The sequence below is a fragment of the Thalassolituus sp. UBA675 genome (genome assembly GCF_002297765.1).
In the GTDB taxonomy this organism is placed as follows: domain Bacteria; phylum Pseudomonadota; class Gammaproteobacteria; order Pseudomonadales; family Oceanobacteraceae; genus Thalassolituus.
Window position 1 is genome coordinate 1 of record NZ_DBNJ01000009.1, and the last position, 22,261, is coordinate 22,261.

Genomic DNA, 22,261 nt, shown 5'->3' on the forward strand with positions numbered 1-22,261 from the left:
ATGACAACGACGGTGTATCGGATGTAGACGAAGCGACCAACGGCACAGATCCGCTGAATGCTGATTCAGACGGTGACGGCAAAGGCGATGCTGCGGAAGGTACTACCGACACCGACGGTGACGGCATTATTGATGCGCTGGAGTCTGCGAACAACGACGCGGATAACGACGGCGTATCTGATGAGCAGGATGCGGCGAATAATGATCCGACCAATGACTCGGATAACGACGGCATCAACAACGAGACCGAAGTTGCGGCAGGCACTGATCCGCTCGATCCGAACAGTGTTGGAACGGATACCGATGGTGATGGTACGCCAGATAACATCGATAACGACGATGATAACGACGGTGTGTCGGATGCTGATGAAGCGACCAACGGTACTGATCCATTGAATGGTGATACCGATGGCGACGGCAAGGGTGATGCTGCCGAAGGCACTACCGATACTGACGGTGACGGCATCATTGATGCGCTGGAATCTGCCAATAACGACGCGGATAACGACGGTGTATCTGATGAGTTGGATGCGGCAAATAACGATCCGACCAACGATTCTGATAACGATGGAATCAATAACGAGACCGAAGTTGCAGCCGGAACAGATCCGCTTGACCCGAACGATGTTGGTAATGACAACGACGGAGATGGGGTGCCTGACAACATCGACAACGATGATGACAACGACGGCGTGAACGATGATGAAGATGCTTTCCCGAACGATCCGAATGAAGATACGGATACGGATGGCGACAACATCGGTAACAACGCCGACACCGACGACGATAACGATGGTTACAGCGACCAGGATGAAATCGATAGCGGTAGTGACCCTCTGGATGAGAACGATACTCCAGCGGATAACGACGGCGACGGTATCTCTGATGTTAACGACGACGATGATGACAACGACGGTGTCAACGATGAAGACGATGCCTTCCCGAACGATCCGAATGAAGATACGGATACCGATGGTGATGGCATAGGTAACAACGCTGATACTGATGATGATGGCGATGGCTACTCTGACGACGATGAGACTCAGAATGGTACTGATCCACTGGATCCGAACGATGTTCCTGCGGACAACGACGGTGATGGCATCTCTGATGTTAACGATGATGACGATGATAACGACGGCATTTCTGACGAAGATGAAGAGAACCTCGGTACTGATCCGAAGAACCCTGATTCAGATGGTGATGGCGTTGATGATGGCACTGAAATTGGTGATACCAACAACCCTTCTGATGAAGATGGTGACGGTACTCCGGATGCCCTTGATAGCACCAATGACAGTGACAGCGATGGTCTTTCAAACTATCTCGAAACTCTGATTGGTTCAGATCCAGAGTCTCGTGACAGTGATGGCGATAGCTATCGCGATCATGAAGAGATTGCTGTTGTTCTGACTGGCGAGGATGTTGATGAAGACGGTATTGATGATGCGCTGGATGCAAGCGTCATCGGAGCACCCGACGAAAACGGAGACGGTGTAGCTGACTTTGCCATTGTTGATGTGGATGGTGATGGAATCCCTAACCTGCTCGACACAGACAGCGACAATGATGGTATTGATGACATCAATGAAACGCTGGCCGACGCGGATGGTGATGGTATTCCTGACCTGGTAGACCCTGTGACTGCTGTGGGCGGTGGTGATAGTGACGGCGACTTCATCCCGGACGCGATCGAGTGCTGCTACGACACAGATCGTGATGGTCAGCCTGACTATATGCAGACAGACACCGACAGTGACTTTATTGACGACGTAATCGAAGCTGGCATCAGCGGTAATGATACTGATCTCGATGGCTACGATGACACCTATGATGCCGACATAGACGGTGACGGTAACGTCGATAATGGTCCTGACGGAAACCTGGACGGCATCAACGACTTCTGGCAGCCGATTGACTCAGATGGCGATGGCCTGGCGGATTATCGCGATACGGATAGCGACAACGATGGTATCCCTGACGAGGAAGAGTCTGGTTATGGCGCCTTCCCGGATCGTGATACCGACGGTGATGGCATCCCTGATCGTGTCGATGGCGACAACGGTGACACTGGCACTTCTGGGGGTGACAGTGACGGTGATGGCATTAGTGATGAAGAAGAGTGCTCTGCGGGTTACCCGAACTGTGAAGACAGTGATGGTGACGGAACGCCGGATTATCTTGATGATACTGATGACAGCATCGATCAGGCACCGGGTAACACTGATACCGATAACGATGGGCTGACGGATGAAGAGGAAGCTGAGCGTGGTACTGACCCTAATGATGCAGATTCGGATAATGATGGTGTGTCTGATGGTGATGAAGTGGCAGCTGGCTCGGATCCACTGAACCCTGATTCTGATGGAGATGGCATTGAAGATGGTGACGAAAATACTGACAGTAATGACAACGGAGTGGTCGACAGCAACGAAGGCTACTTACGTACGTCAACAGGCTCAGGTTCTATGAGCCTGCTCTGGGTAGCCGTTGCTCTTCTGCTTATTCGTCGCAGACATCTTGCGCTGCTGCTCGCAGCGGCGTCTTTGCCAGCTGCAGCAGTAGAGGCCGATAAAGAGCGCATGTATGTACTCGGCTCTTTGGAGTATTCCCGTTTCGCCCCTATTACCGAAGGCGGTGGTATTAAGATTACTGATCGTCATGACTGGGGTGCTGGACTTGGCGTGGGCTATGACCTGCTGGATGAACTTGCGCTGGAATTTTCTTACGCCACGAAGGGGGAGTTACAAGCTGCGACAGCGGGCAGTGATGTGGGCATTGAGTACAATGCTGCTGTTCTGTCAGCTAAATGGTTTCCGGCGATCTGGAGAGAGAACGAGCGTTACTCTGGCGATTGGCCAGAGAAATTTAACTGGTACCTGACTGGTGGGGTATCACACCTGAATACGTCAGGAGATGCTCTTTCTGAGAGTGAAAACTCGTTAAATATTATGTACGGCGCTGGTGCAACTTATGGCCTGACTTCTAAGTTGCAGCTAAGAGGCTCACTGGATCGTGTTTCTGGCGATGTGCTGACCTATGGCCTGAGTCTGATCTGGTATCCGTTTGCGTCTGAAAAACGTTCCTGGAAACGTGACCCTCAAGTTATTGAGGAGGCGGCATTACCTGCCTACTCGCCGGTAGATGTTGCTGTGCCATCCGCTGAGCCTGTCGTTGTTATCGAGCCGACCGCAGCTGGCCCTGAAGAGGTTTGCCAGGTTGAGCGTTCCAGAGCAGATGTGTTGTTTGCCTATGACTCGTCGAGACTCCGTTCTGAATATGAAGAGAGTCTTGATATGGCGGCAGACGATTTCTTCTCGTGCCCCGACCTGGAGATCACTTTGATTGGTTACACAGACAGTCGTGGTTCGAAGCGTTATAACGAAGCGCTGGCTCTGAAGCGTGCTGAGACCGTGGCGCAATATCTTATGGAGCGGGGCGTCCCATCCAATCGTATCGTGAAAATCTCGCGGGGTATTGATGCTTCAAGAGGTTTGAGCGAAGACGAAAAACGTCGTGTAGAGCTCTATTTTGGTGACCACTCTGAATAACCGATAGGAGGTGCGATCTCGCCCTCGCGGCGCGTGAACACCCGTAAATCATATGTAAGCCCTCAGGTTACACATTGTAATCTGGGGGCTGTCTTTTTAAGATACATCCTTACCGCCACTGTTGTCGGCAATTAACAATAATAACTGTCAGCTGACAGCCCCCACACGTGGACGGTACGGAGATAATTGTATGAAGGCGTTTCAATGGTCGGCTGCTTCTTTGCTGTCGATACTCTGTACTTTTTCTGTTTCAGTTCAGGCTGCGCCGGGTGGCGTATCCTTCAATGACGCGGGTCTCTGGCTGAAAACAGATGATGCCGGCGATATCGCCGTTGCCTGGAAAGATAACTCCGGCGCCTCGAATAATGTCGAAGTGCGTGTAACCGGGTCTGCTGCACCCTGGGCACTTAGCGAGGCAGATGCCGCGCACAACTTCCACCCCTATACCACGGGTTACCAGAATAACCGCCTGTTTCACGATACCGATGCCTCATTTGTGGAAGAGGGTGACAATGTAACGCCGCTCACTATGATTGCTGTCACCCGTTTGGTTAGCCTCCCGGATACAGACAGTGTCGCTCGTATTATGGGGCTCGCCAACAGCAGTTTGCCGGAAGCAGCTGAGCCCGGTTTATCGGTAGCTGGTGATGATTCAGACTATGCTGGCCGTTTACAGTTGAGTTTCGAGTCAGAGTTTTCAGCCTGGCCAGATTATTTATACAGTTCTCCAGTTCCACTAGCAGAGAGCGTGATCAACTTTGCGGTTGTTGGCGGGTCGAATAACACAGATGTCACCCTTGGTTATAACAATACTCAGGCATTCAGCGTCGCTGATGAGCCCGTTGTAACCCGGGGCGATACCGTCTCCATTGGATATGGCACCCGGTTCGCAGAGAGCGCGCAACCGTTTAACGGCGATATCATGGAAGTGATCTGGTATGCCGACGAGTTAAGTGAAAATGAATTGCAGCGGGTGCACAGCTATCTTGCAGTGAAGCATGGGATTGGACTGACAGGTGACTACCTGGCGTCGGACAATACGGTTGTCTGGCAATCGACCATCAACTCAGCCTATAACACCGATGTGTTTGGTCTTGGGCGGGATGATACGAGTGGCCTGAACCAGCTTATTTCCCGGTCGGTTACTTCTCCCGAACTGACCGTTTCTACGACGACTGATTTTGCTTCCGGTAATAATACTGCTCGTCCGGTCCTTGGCGCTGACCGCTCTTTCGCCTTGATGGGGCATAACGGTGGTGCAGTGTCTTTTTCAAGCACGAATGTTTCAGGATCATATTCTTATCGGTCAGAGCGTGTGTGGCTGTATCAGGCAAGCAGTCTTATCGCTCCGCTTGCCATGAAATTCGACCTGCCTGCTCTGGCACCGGGGTCAAAGGTGTATCTGGTGCGTCGTAATGCTGATGATGATTTTTCTGCTGGTGCAGTGACTCTTGGTGAAGTGAACGCTTCGACCGGTGAAATAGCAGGCATTGAATTAACCGACGGCGATTATTTCACCTTGGCTATCACCCTCGACTCCGATGAAGACGGCGTGATCGATCCTGAAGACGCATTCCCGAATGATCCTATCGAAACAGAAGATACCGACGGCGATGGCATTGGTGATAATGCAGACTCCGATGATGATGGTGATGGTTATACCGACGATGACGAAGTACTCGCAGGTTCTGATCCCAAGGACGATAGCAGTGTGCCGGCGGACAACGATAACGATGGTATCTCTGACGTTACAGACACCGATGATGATAACGACGGGCTGAGCGACACGGATGAGGCGCTCGTAGGGACTGACCCGGAAAACCCCGACTCAGATAATGATGGGGTGCTTGATGGCGCTGAAGTCGGTAGCGATGCGAGCAACCCGCGGGATGAGAACGGTGATGGTGTCGCTGATGTCTTTACACCGACTAATGATTCGGATCACGACGGCTTATCGAACTATGTAGAAACCTTAATAGGCTCTGATCCGACACGCCGTGACTCTGATGGTGATGACTTCCGCGATGACGAGGAGCTGGCGGTCACTCTGGCCGGTAGCGACGCTGACAACGACGGTATTGATGATGCTATGGATGCGGACTCCACCGGTGCAGCGGACCGCGATGGTGATGGCATCACAGATTTTGCACTTCGCGATACCGATGGCAATGGGACCCCAGACTTGCTGGATACCGACAGTGACGCTGATGGCATCGATGACTTGACCGAAACCTTGAATGATACTGATGATGATGGAATCGCCGATGTTCGTGACTCCGATAATTCATTGGGTAGTGGTGACAGCGATTCTGATGCCTTACCTGATGTTTTCGAATGCTGTGGTGATGCCGATCAGGACGGTGTTCCCAACTATATGCAGTCAGACAGTGATTCTGATTCGATTCCTGATGGTTATGAGGCAGGCATAATCAGCCCGGCAGATGATGATGGCGACGGGTATGACAACCGCTACGACGCCGACATAAATGGAGATGGCGTTGTGGACAACGGTCCGGATGCCGACAATAACGGCCTGCGCGATGACTGGTTACCGCTGGATACGGATGGCGATGGTCAACCCGATTATGCGGACACCGACAGTGACAATGACGGTGTCAGTGATGAGGACGAAAGCCTGTTCGGAAGCGCGCTTACTGATGACGCAGACGGAGATGGGATTCCATCGCAAGTTGATGCGTCGCAAGGGGAGAATGGCGGAGACAGCGATAAGGACGGTCTGAGTGATTCAGAGGAGTGCCCTGAAGGTTATCCTTACTGTCGCGACACAGACAGCAACGGCACTCCGGATTATATGTCGGTAGACAGTGACGGCGATGGTATTCCCGATGCTGAAGACCCGGACACGTCTCCTGGTGGTGGCGACTTCGACGGCGATGGTATTGGCGACGCAGAAGAATGTCCGGTGGCGGGTGAGTGCCCGGACTCCGACGGCGACGGCATTCCGGATTATCTGGACGACGACACCCAGTATCAGGCTCCAGACGGGGATGAAAATGAAGGCGAAGAAGGTGTTGGTCAGGCCCCTGAAGCTCCACAAGCTCTGTCAGATCATATGACTTCTTCGACTGGTGTAGGCGCGTTCTCTGTGCTTTGGGGGATGTTTGCTCTTCTGTTAATTCGTCGCCGTTCAATCGCGCTGGCCCTTGCATTAGGCACCATGCTGGCTGTGCCTGCGACAGCGGTCGAGTGGTCGAAAGAGCGCCTGTATATGACGGGCAGTGCAGAATATTCGCGCTTTAGCCCGGAGACAGAGGACAGCGTATACACAGTCTCAGACAGACATGATTGGGGGGTGAGTCTCGGTGCAGGCTATGACTTGTTCGATCAGTGGACGATGGAGTTTGACTTCAGTCAGAAGGGCGAGCTTCAGGCCTCAAGAAACAATACGGTAGAGAATGCTGAATACAGTTTCGCGGCAGCCACTGTCGCCTGGTATCCATCCATCTGGTATTCGAACCGGCGTTATGATGATACCTGGCCTCACAAACTGAATTGGTTTATCTCCAGCGGCGTCAGCCGCATGTTTGTTTCAGGAAGCGCAAACAACGAGCTGGAGAACCCGATCAATGTGTCGCTTGGTGGCGGTGTGACCTACGGCCTTTCTTCCGGTGTTGAACTGAAAGCAACCGCAGAGAGACTGTCGGGTGATGTATTCAGTTGGGGGCTGGGGCTCAGTTGGTATCCATATGCACCGGCAAGTCGGGGGCAGGCCGGGCGCAGCTATGACCCGGATGAGGACCGCACACCGTTGTATCAGCCATATCAGGTGGCCACTCAGCGGGTTGCGAGAACTCATGTTGCGGATTGTGGGCTGCAGCTTAAGAATGCTCAGGTAGAGTTCTCAGAGAGTTCGTACCTGTTGCAGCGAGAATACTTTCCCCGCCTTGATGAAATCAGCGACGATTTTTTTAAGTGCCCCGGTGTAACCTTAGTGGTGGTTGGAACGGGAGAACAGGCCGGCCTGGATCAGGACTCACGCCGTGATGATCTGGCTTATCAGCGTGCCCGTGCTGTGTATCAATATCTGGTAAGACGAGGAGTGCCGTCTAACCGGGTTGTAATTTCAACGCGTCCGGTTGACGACGACGCGGCATCTGAGCACCGCGCCGAGGTATTTTTCGCCCGCTGATGCGGGCGAAAAGTCAGCTCTGATATCAGCTCACTTTATTCAGCAGATAGGTAGTAAGCAGAGGAACAGGGCGACCTGTTGCGCCTTTGCTGGTACCGTCACCGCCCCATGCTGGCCCGGCAATATCAACGTGAGCCCAGCGGGTACCTTCGGTGAAGCGGGACAGGAAGCAAGCCGCTGTTGTCGCTCCCGCCAGTGGGCCTCCGATATTAGCGATGTCAGCAAAGTTGCTGTCGAGCAGTGACTGGTAATCGTCTTCCAGTGGTAAACGCCAGACGCGATCGCCGGAATAAGCACCTGCAGTATTCAGCTCAGTAGCCAGCTCTTCATCTGTGGTAAACAAGCCAGAATTCACTTTCCCGAGAGCCGCCATGCAGGCGCCGGTCAGGGTGGCAACATCCACACAGGTGGCCGGTTTATAATCACGGATGCCCAGAGTCAGAGCATCGCACAGCACCAGTCGGCCTTCGGCGTCAGTGTTCAGAATCTCCACGGTCTGACCGGATAGGGTTGTCACTACGTCGCCCGGCTTGCTGGCGTCGCCCGCAGGCATATTTTCAGCGCTGGTAATGATAGCCACTACGTTAATGGCCGGTTTAAGTTCGGCGAGAGTTTTCATTGTACCCAGTACAGAAGCAGCACCGCACATGTCGTACTTCATCTCGTCCATTTTAGCGCCAGGTTTCAGGCTGATACCGCCAGTATCAAAGGTGATGCCCTTGCCCACGATCATGTGAGGAGCGTCATCACCTGCGCCTTTGTATTCCATGATAATCAGCTTGCCAGGCTCTGAAGAGCCTTTGGCGACCGAATAAAATGCGCCAGCGCCCATCTCCTCCATTTCTTTTTCATCGTACACCTTACAGGTAAAGCCTGCGCCATCAGACAGCTTCTGTGCTTCGTCTGCCAGATAGGTCGGCGTACAGATGTTCGGTGGCATATTGCCGAGTTCTTTGGCGTACGATGTGCCGAGGCCTTTGGCGTCGGCAACGGTCAGGGCATCTTTGACGTCATCGCCGATCCAGATCAGGGTATCTAGCGCAGGTGTTGGCTCTTTACCGGGAAGGGTAGCAATGAACTTGTACTGTGCCGCGTGAACCGCGAGTACGATCTGTTCTGCCCACCAGGCTTGTGGCCGGCTGTCCGTCGCCAATGCAGAGACGTCTACCGCGGCGGTACCTTCTTTACCAGAGATCGCTTTACCTATGGCACTGGCGATTTTGTTGGCGTCAACGGCATTGAGGTTGTCTTTGCCACCGCCAATAATCACAGTGCGGCTGGCTTCTGTTCCGGCCAGTGAATACAGGGTCAGGGAGCTACCTGCGGCACCAGTAATATCTTTTGCCTTGATTCGGGCCTGAACCGCGCCAGCCGATGCGGTGTCTATCTTTTCGGCAGAGGCAGAAAGCTCACCGTTATCGTTAATCGTGACAACAAGAGTATCTGCAGTCAGTTCTGCAGGGTTACCGGTGAAAATCTGAAAATCCATCGTAGCTCCTTAGAGGGCAGGTTCGGTCGTATTCGGTGTAGCGAATTAAAGTGTTCCAGCTAAGTGTGCGGCCAGACCGTGAAAATACAAGTGGCTGGGGTAACGGAAGCTAAAAAAAACAGTACAATGCTGCCTTGTGGTTACTCTCTGATTTACACGACAACTGCCAGATGCCAATCAGACCCGACAGGCAGATGACGACCAGACAAAACAGGTGCGGCACCGTTTGATCTTATTCCGATATTTATCACGTGAATTGCTCGGCACAATGGGCGCCGTTACGATCGTGCTTCTCATGATCATGATGAGCGGCCGGCTTATCAATCAGCTGGCGTCCGCGGCTGCCGGTGAAATTCCTCTGGAAGTCGTTTTCTTCACGCTGCTTCTGAGAATGCCGTCGTTCCTCGAAATGATCCTTCCAATGGCGCTGTTTATCTCTGTACTGCTGGCGTACGGTCGTATGTATTCAGAGAACGAAATGAGTGTGCTCTCAGCAACTGGGTTTTCTGACCGTCGCTTGTTACTGTTTACGATGATTCCTGGCGCGGTCGTGATGGTGATCGTGGGGTCTTTTTCGTTATATCTCAGCCCTCTTGGTGCAGAGAAAATGGAAGATCTGTACGAAAAACAAGCAGAAATGACCGAGTTTGAGTTACTTGCCCCGGGCCGCTTTCAGAGTATGAAGAAAGGAACCCGTGTCACCTATACCGAATCATTGTCTGACAATAAGACGGTGATGAACCAGGTGTTCATCGCAGATGGTGATACTTTGATGCTTGCCGAGAAAGGCAGCCAGTATTTCAGTCAGGAAACCGGCTCGCGTTTTCTGGAACTGCATAACGGTAAGCGTTTTGACCTGGCTGCTGATAGTGCGGAATTGCAGGTGCTCGAGTTCGAGCGTTACGGTGTGAAGATCGCGGATGAATCCGAGGATCGTCGTAAAGTACGTAAGGATGCGGTAGCCACACTGGATCTTTTGTCTTCGCAAGACCCTAAGTTTCAGGCGCAGTTGCACTGGCGTTTGTCGTTGATTGTGATGGTGCCTGTGCTTGTGTTGATCGCTTTCCCTCTGTCTAAGGTTAATCCAAGGCAGGGACGCTTTGCCCGTATGTTCCCAGCCATCATTCTGTTTATGGTCTACATCTCTCTGCTCATCGCTATGCGCGGTATGCTCGAGAAAGAGCGCGTTCCGGCTATGGCTATCTGGGCACTTCATCTAATTTACCTGCTAATAGGGCTGGCGCTTCTGGTTGGCCCTGAAATTCTCCGACGTCGTCGGGCTGGGAGAGTCCTATGACCCGTCTTGACCGCTACGTTGGTAAAAGCGTCCTGATGGCCACACTGGTCGTTATTCTGGTGATTGTGGGTCTCGATGCAATTTTTACCTTAGTAGATGAGCTGGATCAGCTCAAAGGCGCCTATGGTTTCGTCGAGGCGCTTGAGTTCATGGCTCTGAGGCTACCTCGCCGGGCCTACGAGTACATGCCGATGGCGTGTCTGATTGGTTGTCTGGCTGGTCTCGGCGGACTCGCAGCCAGTAGTGAACTGACGGTGATGAGAGCCGCTGGACTCTCGGTTACCCGTATCATCTGGTCAGTGATTAAGCCGGTTGCGGTATTGATGGTTCTTAGTGTTGCTTTGGCGGAGTATGCGATTCCTACATTGGAGAGAATGGCTCAGTCTCAGAAGGCGGTGCAACAAGGCAAAGGAGAGCTGCTGTCGAATAAAGGCAAGGGCTATTGGCACCGTGAGGGTGACCAGTTCATGCGCTTCCGTGCCGTTGAGCCTAATGGTGTTCTGCACGGTATTGCTGTCTTTTACTTCTCGCCAGAAAAAGAACTGACTCGCGTTGTGCGTGCGGAGAGGGCGATCTTTCAGCGTAGCCACTGGCAGATGCAGAATGTCCGTGAGCAGTTGATTAGCGACGATCAAAGCAGCGTGACTTCATACGGCTCTAAACGTTGGGATTCCGGACTGACTCCCGAGAGCCTGAGCGTCGTCATGATCGAACCACGCGATATGTCGATCTCCAATCTGTACGCTTATGCGCAGTATCTGGACGATCAGGATCTCAATGCAGATAACTATCTGTTGTCGTTCTGGAAAAAGGTGACACAACCTCTGAGTACCTTTGCACTGGTACTGCTCGGTGCCGCCTTTATCTTTGGGCCATTGCGTCAGGTGACTGCTGGCTCGCGGATCTTTTCAGGGATTCTCGTGGGGCTGGTGTATAAGTATCTGGAAGAGATGCTGGCACCGGCCAGCATTGTGCTTGGCTTCGCGCCAATTATGGCCAGTATTATTCCCATTGTTCTGAGTGCACTGATCGGAGTGTACTTGCTTCGTAAGAGCGGCTGACGAAAGTCAGCTGCCTTTCGGGCGATAAACAATACGTGTCAGCGACGCAATGTCGTGCCAGGTGCGTTCTTTTTTATCGATCAGCATCCAGAAATAACCCAGCCCAACAATGGCTAATGAGAAAAAGCCAGTCGCACTGCGCAGTATGCAGTGACTGAGTTTGACGGGTGAGTTGTCATTGGTAATCAGATAGATGTTCCAGGCTTTCATGCCAATGGTCTGACCACCACGGCGCCATGAGTGCATGTAGTACAGAAAGCAGATCGTATAAAAGACAGAGCCGACCATTGCCGGGCTCAGGCGAACCATCTCTTCCTGACCTGTCATTGCCGATATCGCCGTGACCAGCAGCCCCCCCAGAATAATATAGAGAGCAAGAAGCACCAGCGCATCGTATGCCATGGCTGCAAGGCGACGAACAAGAGATGCGGTAGGGTAGTTTTGTAGCGACATGGGGTAAATAACCTCTGCAATCTGGTAACTGACGCCGGTCAGGACGCGTCCGGATGGGAATGTTAACATAAGCCCAAGACCAAAATTACAGGAGTCATCTTATGGTTGATCTGTTTGATATCCGTCGTGAATATACGGCCGGGCGATTGGATGAAAATACGGCGGCAGAAAACCCTATGACTCAGTTTCATGCGTGGTTTGAAGAGCAAAAAGCTGCAAGCCCAGACGAGCCTACCATGATGACGGTCGCCTCCTGCGACAGCGAAGGTCAGCCGTGGCAACGTATTCTCTTATTGAAGAGTTACGATGAAGACGGCTTCGTGTTTTTCACGAATTACACCAGTAATAAAGCCCGTCACTTCGGGGATAATCCGAAAGCCGCTCTGCATTTTGCCTGGCTGGCTCAGGAGCGGCAGGCCATGGTTCAGGGAGTGGTGACGAAAATCTCCCGGGAAGAGACCGAAGCCTATTTTCACTCGCGACCTCGCGAGAGTCAGTTGGGGGCCTGGGCATCAGACCAGAGTGCACCGCTCGGTAACCGCGCTGAACTGGAGGCCCGCTTTGAAAAGCTTAAAAGTGAATACGAAGGGTGTGAAATTCCAGTACCTGATCATTGGGGAGGGTATCGTCTGAGCCCTCAGCGTTTCGAATTCTGGCAAGGAGGGGAGGCGCGCCTGCACGACCGTCTGGAATATCTGCATGATGCTAAAGGCTGGACTAAACAGCGCCTCAATCCTTAATGAGGCTCTTTAGTCAGTCTCCTTAATCCGCCTTTAAGCGGTACTTACTGAACTTTCTGACCTCAGAGCCGGCGCATCAGATCGCGGCTCTGAGTGACGTAATGCCCACCAAAGAGTACGGCATGGTTCAGCAGGTGGAACAGCTGATAGATACCTCTTCTCTCTTCGTATCCCTCCTCGATCTTACGCACACTCTGGTAGCCCTTATAAAAGGCGTCAGGGAAGCGTCCAAAGAGTTCTGTCATCGCAAGATCAGCTTCGGCGTCGCCGTAGTAGCATGCCGGATCGTAGATAACCGGGAGAGACCCGCGACTGTCAGGAATAAAACCGATATTTCCGGACCAGAGGTCACCATGAAGGAGAGATGAATCCGGCTGGTGATCTTTTAAGGCATTCGAACAGGCATGCAGTACCCGACCTGCACTGGCAAACACATCCCCCTGACTAGCAAGCTCCCGTACCAGAGGTTCAAGGCGCTGCTCGACGAAAAAGTCTGACCAGCTATGACGCCAGCTGTTATTCAGCGGTGTAGGACCACAGAATGTGGTCTTGCCGTAGCCGTAGCCCTGATCGCTATGGTTACCGTGTAGCTTGGCGAGTTCTACTCCCGCTTGTTGCCAGTCTCCGTGCACTGCGAGCGGCAGGTGAGACAACAGGATGTATGAATGACCGTCGACCTCACCGGTCGCATAGGGAACGGCAGTCCGGATGGCCTGTGTTCTGGCAATTTCAAGGAGGCCTGATACCTCAGCGGCAAATTGTTCACTCGCCAGCCCGGATGCTGGCTGCATTTTCAGAAAAAAATCGCCTGCTTCGGTGTGAATGACAAACTGCTGCTGCTTACTGTTATTAAGATGCTGGCAATAGTTAAGAATATCGCACGCGCCGACGGGTAGCTTGCGTTGGTCAATCGCATCGGCAAGCAGGCGAGTGAGCGTGTACTCGGGATTACTGTGCGATGCAGTCTGTGGGAGTGGCATAAGCAGACACCATTATTTGAACATTTGATCAGTATATATCGCCTTGAAGACGATAATGATGATCAGTTCTCAGAATAGCGTAACCCAGGTAAGGTCGTGTGTGGGTTTTGTGTACGAAAGTAAACAGGCAAAAAAAAGCCCCGAAGCGGTTACTAACCGTCGGGGCCTTAAGAATTCGTGGTAGCTATGACTGGACTTGAACCAGTGACCCCAGCATTATGAATGCTGTGCTCTAACCAGCTGAGCTACATAGCCACTTCAAACTTCCTTGGTCGCGTGTGCGTCTCAAGTGGCGCGTATTATGCCACCATTTTTAACTCTGTCAACAGTTTTTCGTTATGAATTTCAACGGCTTACCGGATATCCGGATTACACGCATAAAAAAGCCCAGAGACTGATAGCAGAGGCTTTCTCTACCACCGGAATCCGGGCTTTTGGGGTATCAGCATTGACCTGGGATCAGATGATACCTTGCTCCTGCAGGTCGGCGATCAGGTTGTCCAGAGATTCCTGATCTGCTGCCAGGCTGATATCAGCGCCGTCAGCACCGCCGGCAACCAAAGCAACCAGACCATTCGCTTTCAGAACCTGAGCGGTTTCCGCAGTAGCAATGCCGGAAACACGGCCCATCTCGTACAGTCGACGATCCAGAGCATCAACGATGTCTTCTGCATTAGCGGCGTTCACTGCAACGATGGCAGGCTTCTGGTTGAAGCGACGTGCTTTTTCGTCAGCAGACACAGGCGAGGTGTTGCTGCCGTCAGCCGCTGCAGCACCAACGATCATACCAGCACCGATGGTGACGTTGCTCAGGCGATCAATAATGATGAAGGCGCCTGTACCCGGGATTTTTCCGTAGGTATCAAATGGAATCGCTTTATCCAGAGACACTTCAACCAGGGCAATCTCATTGAGCGCAACTTGTTCAGCAACACTGTGCTCAAGCGTATTCACGTCGATCAGGTGATGGATCTGAGTGAAGGTACCCGTTGTCGCGCTGGAGGCAAACTTAAGGTCGTAGGGCTTGCCTGGCACCATTGCGCCTTCGGTCATCCAGACGATGTTTGCGTTCAGCTTGCTACCTACTTCTGGAAGGTCATTCGCTTTAACGATGACGTCACCGCGACTGATATCAATTTCGTCTTCTAGGGTCAGTGTAATCGCTTGACCAACGAATGCTTCTTCCAGATTACCCTCATAGGTGACAATGCTTTCGACCTTACTGGTCTTCTGCGATGGCAGTGCCATGATGGTTTCACCGGGCTTGATTGTGCCTGCGGCAATCGTGCCGCAGAAGCCGCGGAAGTCGAGGTTAGGGCGGTTTACGTATTGCACTGGCAGACGGAAGTTCTCAAGGTTCTTATCTTCGTCGATTTCGACGGTCTCAAGAATCTCCATCAGAGTCTGGCCTTTGAACCATGTTGAGCGCTCGGAGCGTTCTACAACATTATCGCCGTCCAGGGCAGACATAGGTACAAAGCGGATGTCTTCCAGATTCAGTTTGCCGGCAAACTCAAGGTAGTCTTCGCGGATTTCATTGAAGCGGTCTTCACTGAAGTCCATCAGGTCCATCTTGTTAACCGCAACTACCACGTGTTTGATGCCCAGCAGAGAAGCGATAAAGCTGTGACGCTTAGTCTGAGTCTGCACGCCGTAACGGGCATCAATCAGAATAATCGCCAGGTCACAGGTCGACGCGCCGGTCGCCATGTTGCGGGTGTACTGCTCATGTCCCGGGGTGTCGGCAATGATGAACTTACGCTTGGCGGTAGAGAAGTAGCGGTAAGCTACGTCAATGGTAATGCCTTGCTCACGCTCAGCGGCGAGACCATCAACCAGCAGGGCCAGGTCGATTTTCTCACCGGTAGTGCCGGATTTAGCGCTGTCTTTTTCGATCGCTGCCAGCTGATCTTCATAGATCATTTTCGAGTCGTGCAGCAGACGGCCGATCAGAGTGGATTTGCCGTCGTCCACGTTTCCGCAGGTCAGGAAACGCAGCATTTGTTTGTTTTCGTGCTGCTTCAGGTACTCAAGGATATCGGAAGCAATCAGATCGGATTGGTGTGACATTAGAAGTACCCCTCCTGTTTTTTCTTCTCCATCGAACCTGATGAGTCGTGGTCAATGGCGCGGCCCTGGCGTTCTGATGTGGTGGTCAGCAGCATTTCCTGAATGATCTCAGGGAGTGTTGCGGCTTCAGATTCAACCGCGCCAGTCAGCGGGTAACAACCCAGGGTACGGAAACGTACAGATTTCATCTCTGGGACTTCGCCTTCTTCAAGAGGCATGCGGTCGTCGTCGACCATAATCAGCATGCCATCGCGCTCGACGACAGGACGCTTGTCAGCAAAGTACAGGGGTACCAGTGGGATATCTTCGAGATAGATGTACTGCCAGATATCGAGTTCGGTCCAGTTTGACAGAGGGAAAACACGGATGCTTTCGCCTTTGTTTACTTTACCGTTATAGATGTTCCACAGCTCTGGACGCTGGTTCTTAGGATCCCAGCGGTGTTTACTGTCTCGGAAAGAGTAGACACGCTCTTTTGCACGGGACTTTTCTTCGTCACGGCGGGCGCCACCGAAGGCAGCATCGAACTTGTACTTATCCAGGGCCTGCTTCAGCGCCTGGGTCTTCATAACGTCAGTATGCTTTGATGAGCCATGAGTGAACGGGCCAATACCCTGTTCAACGCCTTCCTGGTTGGTATGAACGATCAGCTCCATACCAATTTCTTTCGCCATCTTGTCGCGGAACTCAATCATCTCCCGGAACTTCCAGGTGGTATCCACGTGCATCAGTGGGAATGGCGGCTTGCCTGGGTAGAAAGCCTTACGCGCAAGATGCAGCATCACCGCAGAGTCTTTACCGATGGAGTAAAGCATTACGGGGTTATCGAATTCGGCAGCCACTTCGCGGATGATATGCATACTCTCCGCTTCTAGCTGTTTCAGGTGGGTCAGATTGTAGTCGGTCATGGTTGGCCTGTTAGCTCTCTGAAAGGTATAAAACCGGCAAAATAAATTTGAAGCAAATATACCAAGGCGTGAGGTATATAAAAAGGCGCTATTGATAACAAATAGCTATAACAATATGGTGTTCGAATCCATAAATTTCAGAGAGGTTGCGTTATGGGAACAGAGAGGACCGTTGCGATTCCGGGCCCGGAGGGACAGCTTGATGCCCGAGTGATGGAAATCGATGGTGCCAGGACCGGACTGGTGATGTGTCACCCTCATCCATTATTTTCGGGCACTATGGACAATAAAGTGGTCACAACGGCAGCTCGGGCAGCGAAAGGCCTGGGGCTGAACACACTCCGGTTTAACTTCCGGGGCGTTGGCAGCAGCGACGGCGAGCATGATCATGGCGTTGGAGAGCAGCAGGATGTCGCCTCAGCCGTCCGTTATGCGAAAGAAGAGCTTGGTTGGGAGCGGATTATTCTCGCTGGGTTCTCGTTTGGTGCCGGCATGGCCTGTCTGTATGGATGTGATCATGCCGAAACGATTGATGGACTGGTTCTGATCGCGCCTGCGGTTCATCACTTCGATGCTCCGACTACTTTGCCGCAGGGAATTGAAACCTGGGTCCTGATGGGCGATGCCGATGAAGTCGTGCCATTTGATGAAGTCGAGGGGTGGGTGCAGCTGGTGGTTCCTCAACCTCATTGGTTGGTTTTTGAGGGAGCTGGTCACTTTTTCCATGGTCGTATTACCGATCTGAAGTCCACCCTGACGGAAGAGTTGTCGGTGTTCGCCGAAGGTTAATAGAAGGAATGTTAAGTAAGGCAGGTGGCTGAGAGCCGCTTCATTTGCACTTTTGCAGCCCGGGCGGTAAATTTCGCCCCCCGAAAATCCTTATTGGAGAGTGTCCGTGTCTACCCCGTGGGAACTGTATCAGGCAGATCTGCTGCGCGACGATTTTTCATATGACCCAGCTCAGGAGATGGCGGTAAAGCATCTTCAGCGTCTTTACGATGACCTTGTGGCCGCTGAGCAGCGCCGTTCAAAACAGGGCGTTCTGGGTAAACTGTCGAAAAAGCTGAGCCGGACAAAGCCTGAACCAGAGAAGGGGATTTACTTCTGGGGCGGCGTGGGCCGCGGCAAGACTTACCTTGTTGATACTTTCTACGACGCGCTGCCCTTTAAGCGCAAGATGCGCACACACTTCCATCGTTTTATGCAGCGTGTTCACGGTGACCTGACGAAGCTTGCCGGAGCCAAGAATCCACTCACTGTGGTCGCTGACCAGATCGCTGAAGAAGCACGGGTCATCTGCTTTGACGAATTCTTCGTGTCTGATATCGGTGACGCTATGATTCTTGGTGGCCTGATGCAGGAGCTGTTCGACCGAGGTGTTACTCTGGTCGCGACCTCTAATATCGTGCCTGACGGTCTGTATAAGGACGGCCTGCAGCGCGACCGGTTTATTCCAGCTATCAAACTTCTCAATCAATTTACCGAAGTAGTTAACGTCGATAGTGGCGTGGACTACCGTTTGCGAACACTGGAGCAGGCCGAGCTATACCACTACCCGCTCGATGGCGATGCGAATTCCAGTCTGGAGAAAAGCTTTCAGGGACTGATAGCCGACCCGCGCCATGTCGAAGCTAACGCCAGCGTTGAGATTCTTGGGCGCAAAATACCGGCGAAAGCCGTGTGTGATGATATTGCCTGGTTCGATTTCTATGCCCTCTGTGATGGACCACGTTCACAGAATGACTACATCGAACTCGGCAAACTATTTCATGCCGTTATTGTCTCAGACGTGCCCGCTATGGGCTCGAAGAACGACGACCTTGCGCGCCGCTTTATCAATCTGATTGATGAGTTTTACGATCGCGGTGTGAAAGTGATTATGTCAGCCGATGCGTCAATCCCTGAGATATACAGCACTGGTAAACTGGAGTTTGAATTTCAGCGCACGACATCGCGGATGCTGGAGATGCAGTCTCACGATTATCTTGCCCGCGAGCACCGTCCGGACTGATCAGCCTTTCAACTGGTCAAGCCCAAATTTACGGCTGAGTATACGATCCAGCATACGTAGAGGCAGCCAACGCTTCAACAGCGGTAATGCTGTGCTGCCATTTCCAATTCTGATTTCAGGGGCAGGGTGCCCCTGGATGCGCAGTAGCATTTCTTTGGCGAAGGCTTCCGCTGTGGTGGGGTTCTGCTGAGACGCGACCGCCCGTTCCCGGATTTTATCTTCGACTGCCTTAAATAAAGAATCGGGCATGAGTAGGCCGCTGACCCCTGCCAGGGAGTTATCGCCGAAACTGGACTGAATCGCCCCTGGCTGGACTGTAATTACTTCAATACCAAAAGGCGCAAGCTCCATACGCATGGCGTCGCTCAGCGAGTGTAAAGCAGCTTTGGTTGCGCAATAGGCGCCCGAGAAAGGAGTCGTCAGGATGCCAGAAACAGAGCCAATGTTAACCACCTGAGCGTTATCTGAAGCTCTCAGCATCGGTAGCGCTTGTCGCGTGACACTTACAGGGGCAAGTACGTTGGTTTCAAACTGACGGAGAAGCTTCTCGCGGGATAGCTCGGTCACGGGCCCCATCGCGGCATAACCGGCATTGTTGATCAGAAGGTCGATATGACCAAGTCGTGCGCTTACTTCTTCAAAAACACGTTCGATGGCAGAGTCGTCGTTTACATCAAGTGCCATCCGTATGGCATTGTCATGATCAAGGTACTGCAGGTCATCCACATTACGGGCCGTCGCCACAACAGTATCTCCACGAGAAATACAGGCGCGCGCCAGTGCTCTGCCAATACCTGTTGAACAGCCAGTAATAAACACATTTCTCGTGGTCATGTCCGTTTCTCCGTCGTTGAATCTGTTACTACGCAGTCTTTGTTATCTGGCACTTTCTGCGGCTTCAAGCAAAGACAGAACTTCTTCTCGGATGCTGCCCATATCTTTTGGGTTAAAGCCAACGTGCTGGCTGTGGAGCTTGCCGTTGTGGTCAATAAGGAAGGCGGTTGGCATACCTCGCAACTGATAGGTTGCTGCCGTTCCTTCGTTATCGAACAGAGTCGGGTAATCAACCGGGTATTCTTTCAGGAAGCGAAGACCCTCTTCACGGGTTTCATCGACATTAAGAGCCAGAACTTCAAACCCACGATCTTTGAGTTCATTTCTTAGTTCGTTGAGCATGGGCAATGATTTACGGCATGGACTACACCAGGATGCCCAGAAATCCAGGTAAATCACCTTTCCTCGATAATCCTTTAAAGATATTTGGCGCTTTTCGTCTAGTGTGCTCAGCGTAAATTCCGGTGCATTGATCTGGCTTTCTGCATGTACCCAGCCCCCCCCGGTCAGCAGCAGTATTGCGAGCAGGCGAGTGAATAACTTCATGATCGAAAGAAAACGCGTAGCAACTGGCATAACAGTTTCCCTGAAAAATTGAGACTGTATTCTGAGCGGTATCCTTGTATTTGACAATCCGGGCTTTTCAGCCAGATCACCTCTTCGGGTGGTTTTCGTTTATGCCCCTGCAGGACTGACAGTGTCGTCTACACTTTAATGAGTATTTGCAGAGGGAATAGGAATGAAATTACAGAAGCCGCTGATTGCGATGCTGCTGGGTTTACTATTGCATTTGGTTGGAATTAGCGACGCGTCAGCACGAGTGGCTTCGATACCGGGTTATTCTCCAGATAACAATGTGCTTGATGTCGCCGAAGCAGAGTCAGGTCAGAACCTGGCGTTTATTACCCGCTACGTTGAGGATACCTCCGGCGACCTGGTGATTGGTGATGAAGAGAGCCTGGGCTGGAAAGCAGCTCGAGAGGACTTATCCTTCGGTTATACCAACTCAATTTATTGGTTCCGATTCAATCTGACCAACTCCGGTCACAGGCACCTCAGCCGCTTGATCAGTATCTCGTATCCTGTTCTTGATTATATTGATCTGTACCGGAAGACCAACGACGGTAAGTGGCAGCTTATTAGTCTGGGAGACAAGCAGGAATTCAGTGATCGCCTGTTGCCCCATCGTCATTTTCTGATTCCGTTCGAGATCGATCCGGGCGATGTCCAGGAATGGGTCTTCCGGGTAGAAACCTCCAGCTCAATGCAGGTACCTATGACGCTTTGGGATGAGCGTGACTTCTTTGTGCATGATCAGAATCAGCTTCTCGGGCTGGGTCTGTATTACGGCATTATGCTCATCATGGTGTTTTATAACCTCTTTGTGTTTTTCTCAGTTAAAGAGGGGAATTACCTTTTTTACGTTCTTTATGTCGGCTGTATGGCGGGTTTTCTCGGTAGTTTGCAGGGCATCAATTTCCAGTACTTATGGCCCTCAGCGATTCACTGGAACGATCAAAGTATTATTGTGCTGTTATCCGGCGTCATTATTTTTGCCGGCATATTCACGAGAAAATTTCTCTATCTTCATACCGATCAGTCGTTCTTTAATAAGCTGATCGGGCTGCTGATTCTGATTTGTATCGGCATCGTATTTTTGAGTAACCTGGTGGTTTATCACACCCTGATTCGGGTACTGATTGTTGTCGCTATGCTTGCGATGATCGGCGCTATCGTACTTGGCGTAAGGCGTTGGGCTGAAGGGTTTGTCGCAGCGCGTTATTACACCATTGCCTGGACCAGTTTCCTGCTTGGCGGCATCGTTCTCGCCCTTAATAAATTCAACATTATTCCCAGAAACTTCTTTACAGAAAATTCGCTTCAGATCGGCTCTGCAATGGAAGTTATTCTGCTGTCGTTTGCATTGGCCGATCGTCTTAATCAGGAAAAGCGTGAGCGTTACGAAGCCCAGATCAGTGCGTTGGAACATGAAAAATTAGCTCGTAAGGCACAGACCGAGGCCCTGGATCAGGAACGTAACGCGCGTAAAGCGCAGGAGAAGGCGCTTGAACACGAACGGGCTGCGAGAGAGGCACAGGCTAAGGCCCTCGATATCCAAAAAAGGGCAACAGAGACACTGGAGCGACGCGTTCGGGAGAGAACACTGGAGCTTGAGAATGTAAACGAACAGCTTGAGCGTATGAGTACGACGGACGCGCTTACAAATGTAAGAAACCGGCGTTTCTTTGACGACTTTCTTGATCGGGAATTCGCACTGGCTCGCCATGATATGGCCAACTTCTCGATTCTGCTGCTGGATATTGATCACTTCAAACAGGTTAACGATACCTATGGCCATCAGGCGGGTGATGAAATTCTACGCTGCATTTCTGGGGCGATCAGTGAAACGATTGAAAATAAAGATTCGGTTGCAAGGTACGGTGGCGAAGAGTTTGCAGTGGTACTGCCGGGGTTGAGCCAGGAACAGGTTGCGTCTATTGCTGAAGCGATTCGCCTGTCTGTGGCGTCTATTAATCTTGATCGTATCGCAGATGGCTTCCGTGTAACCATCAGCGTGGGCTGTCACTCGGCGATTCCTGATGATGCTGATAGTCCTGAAACCTGGCTGTCAAAAGCAGATGAAGCGCTATATCGCGCGAAAGAGAATGGACGTAACCGTGTGGAGTGTTGGTCTTAGGATAAGTTCAGGCGAGGGA

The 22,261-nt window shown here is 51.9% G+C and carries 15 protein-coding genes and 1 tRNA gene; 8 read left to right on the plus strand and 8 right to left on the minus strand.

Features of this window, described 5'->3' with window-relative positions; all coding sequences use genetic code 11:
• The coding region (locus tag B3007_RS03945) for an OmpA family protein (protein ID WP_301378349.1) at window positions 1-3,551 on the plus strand (3,551 nt) is incomplete at its 5' end.
• Window positions 3,552-3,741: 190 nt separating this feature from the next.
• Window positions 3,742-7,701: an OmpA family protein gene (locus B3007_RS03950; protein ID WP_301378350.1), complete on the plus strand. Its 3,960-nt coding sequence runs from the start codon at window positions 3,742-3,744 to the stop codon at window positions 7,699-7,701.
• Between the two features lie 25 nt (window positions 7,702-7,726).
• Here the strand turns inward: B3007_RS03950 and B3007_RS03955 are convergent, their stop codons facing one another.
• Window positions 7,727-9,190 (minus strand): leucyl aminopeptidase, encoded by a 1,464-nt coding sequence (locus tag B3007_RS03955; protein ID WP_068444086.1) that lies wholly within the window; start codon window positions 9,188-9,190, stop codon window positions 7,727-7,729.
• Between the two features lie 226 nt (window positions 9,191-9,416).
• Here B3007_RS03955 and lptF point away from each other — a divergent pair, with 226 nt between their 5' ends.
• Both lptF and lptG read left to right on the plus strand, forming a co-directional pair.
• Window positions 9,417-10,487: an LPS export ABC transporter permease LptF gene (lptF, locus tag B3007_RS03960; protein ID WP_301378352.1), complete on the plus strand. Its 1,071-nt coding sequence runs from the start codon at window positions 9,417-9,419 to the stop codon at window positions 10,485-10,487.
• The gene (lptG, locus tag B3007_RS03965) at window positions 10,484-11,548 is read left to right on the plus strand and encodes an LPS export ABC transporter permease LptG (RefSeq protein WP_297531830.1); all 1,065 of its coding nucleotides are present in this window, start codon (window positions 10,484-10,486) and stop codon (window positions 11,546-11,548) included. Before lptF ends, lptG begins: the two co-directional genes overlap by 4 nt.
• 6 nt (window positions 11,549-11,554) lie before the next feature.
• On the opposite strand, the gene B3007_RS03970 is transcribed toward lptG, so the two are convergent.
• Window positions 11,555-12,070 carry an RDD family protein gene (locus B3007_RS03970; RefSeq protein WP_297531828.1) on the minus strand — a complete coding sequence of 172 codons (516 nt, stop codon included), beginning with the start codon at window positions 12,068-12,070 and terminating at the stop codon, window positions 11,555-11,557.
• Between the two features lie 32 nt (window positions 12,071-12,102).
• On the opposite strand from B3007_RS03970, the gene pdxH reads away from it, so the two are divergent.
• Window positions 12,103-12,741 carry a pyridoxamine 5'-phosphate oxidase gene (gene pdxH / locus B3007_RS03975; protein WP_068444089.1) on the plus strand — a complete coding sequence of 213 codons (639 nt, stop codon included), beginning with the start codon at window positions 12,103-12,105 and terminating at the stop codon, window positions 12,739-12,741.
• 62 nt (window positions 12,742-12,803) lie between these two features.
• Here the strand turns inward: pdxH and B3007_RS03980 are convergent, their stop codons facing one another.
• From B3007_RS03980 to cysD, 4 genes are all read right to left on the minus strand, one after another.
• A complete protein-coding gene (locus B3007_RS03980) occupies window positions 12,804-13,721 on the minus strand; it encodes a fructosamine kinase family protein (RefSeq protein WP_301378356.1) in 918 nt (305 codons plus the stop codon).
• A gap of 178 nt (window positions 13,722-13,899) precedes the next feature.
• A tRNA-Met gene (locus tag B3007_RS03985) sits at window positions 13,900-13,976 on the minus strand.
• Window positions 13,977-14,180: 204 nt separating this feature from the next.
• Entirely contained in the window at window positions 14,181-15,791 is a 1,611-nt protein-coding gene (gene cysN / locus B3007_RS03990) for a sulfate adenylyltransferase subunit CysN (RefSeq protein WP_301378358.1), read from the minus strand.
• On the minus strand, window positions 15,791-16,699 hold the full coding sequence (cysD, locus tag B3007_RS03995) for a sulfate adenylyltransferase subunit CysD (RefSeq protein ID WP_068444094.1): 909 nt from the start codon (window positions 16,697-16,699) through the stop codon (window positions 15,791-15,793). Before cysD ends, cysN begins: the two co-directional genes overlap by 1 nt.
• Window positions 16,700-16,852: 153 nt before the next feature.
• Here cysD and B3007_RS04000 point away from each other — a divergent pair, with 153 nt between their 5' ends.
• Together B3007_RS04000 and zapE are read left to right on the plus strand one after the other, a co-directional pair.
• A complete protein-coding gene (locus tag B3007_RS04000; protein ID WP_068444097.1) occupies window positions 16,853-17,488 on the plus strand; it encodes an alpha/beta hydrolase in 636 nt (211 codons plus the stop codon).
• Between the two features lie 106 nt (window positions 17,489-17,594).
• Window positions 17,595-18,710, plus strand: coding sequence for a cell division protein ZapE (gene zapE, locus B3007_RS04005; protein ID WP_068444099.1), 1,116 nt, complete (start codon window positions 17,595-17,597; stop codon window positions 18,708-18,710).
• Here the strand turns inward: zapE and B3007_RS04010 are convergent, their stop codons facing one another.
• Together B3007_RS04010 and B3007_RS04015 are read right to left on the minus strand one after the other, a co-directional pair.
• Window positions 18,711-19,544 carry an SDR family oxidoreductase gene (locus B3007_RS04010; protein WP_068444101.1) on the minus strand — a complete coding sequence of 278 codons (834 nt, stop codon included), beginning with the start codon at window positions 19,542-19,544 and terminating at the stop codon, window positions 18,711-18,713. It lies immediately after the preceding gene.
• A 42-nt stretch (window positions 19,545-19,586) separates the two neighbouring features.
• Window positions 19,587-20,120 carry a TlpA family protein disulfide reductase gene (locus B3007_RS04015; RefSeq protein WP_301378361.1) on the minus strand — a complete coding sequence of 178 codons (534 nt, stop codon included), beginning with the start codon at window positions 20,118-20,120 and terminating at the stop codon, window positions 19,587-19,589.
• 163 nt (window positions 20,121-20,283) lie between these two features.
• Between B3007_RS04015 and B3007_RS04020 the strand changes: the two genes are divergently transcribed.
• Window positions 20,284-22,242 carry a sensor domain-containing diguanylate cyclase gene (locus B3007_RS04020; protein WP_068444104.1) on the plus strand — a complete coding sequence of 653 codons (1,959 nt, stop codon included), beginning with the start codon at window positions 20,284-20,286 and terminating at the stop codon, window positions 22,240-22,242.
• Window positions 22,243-22,261: the final 19 nt, after the last annotated feature.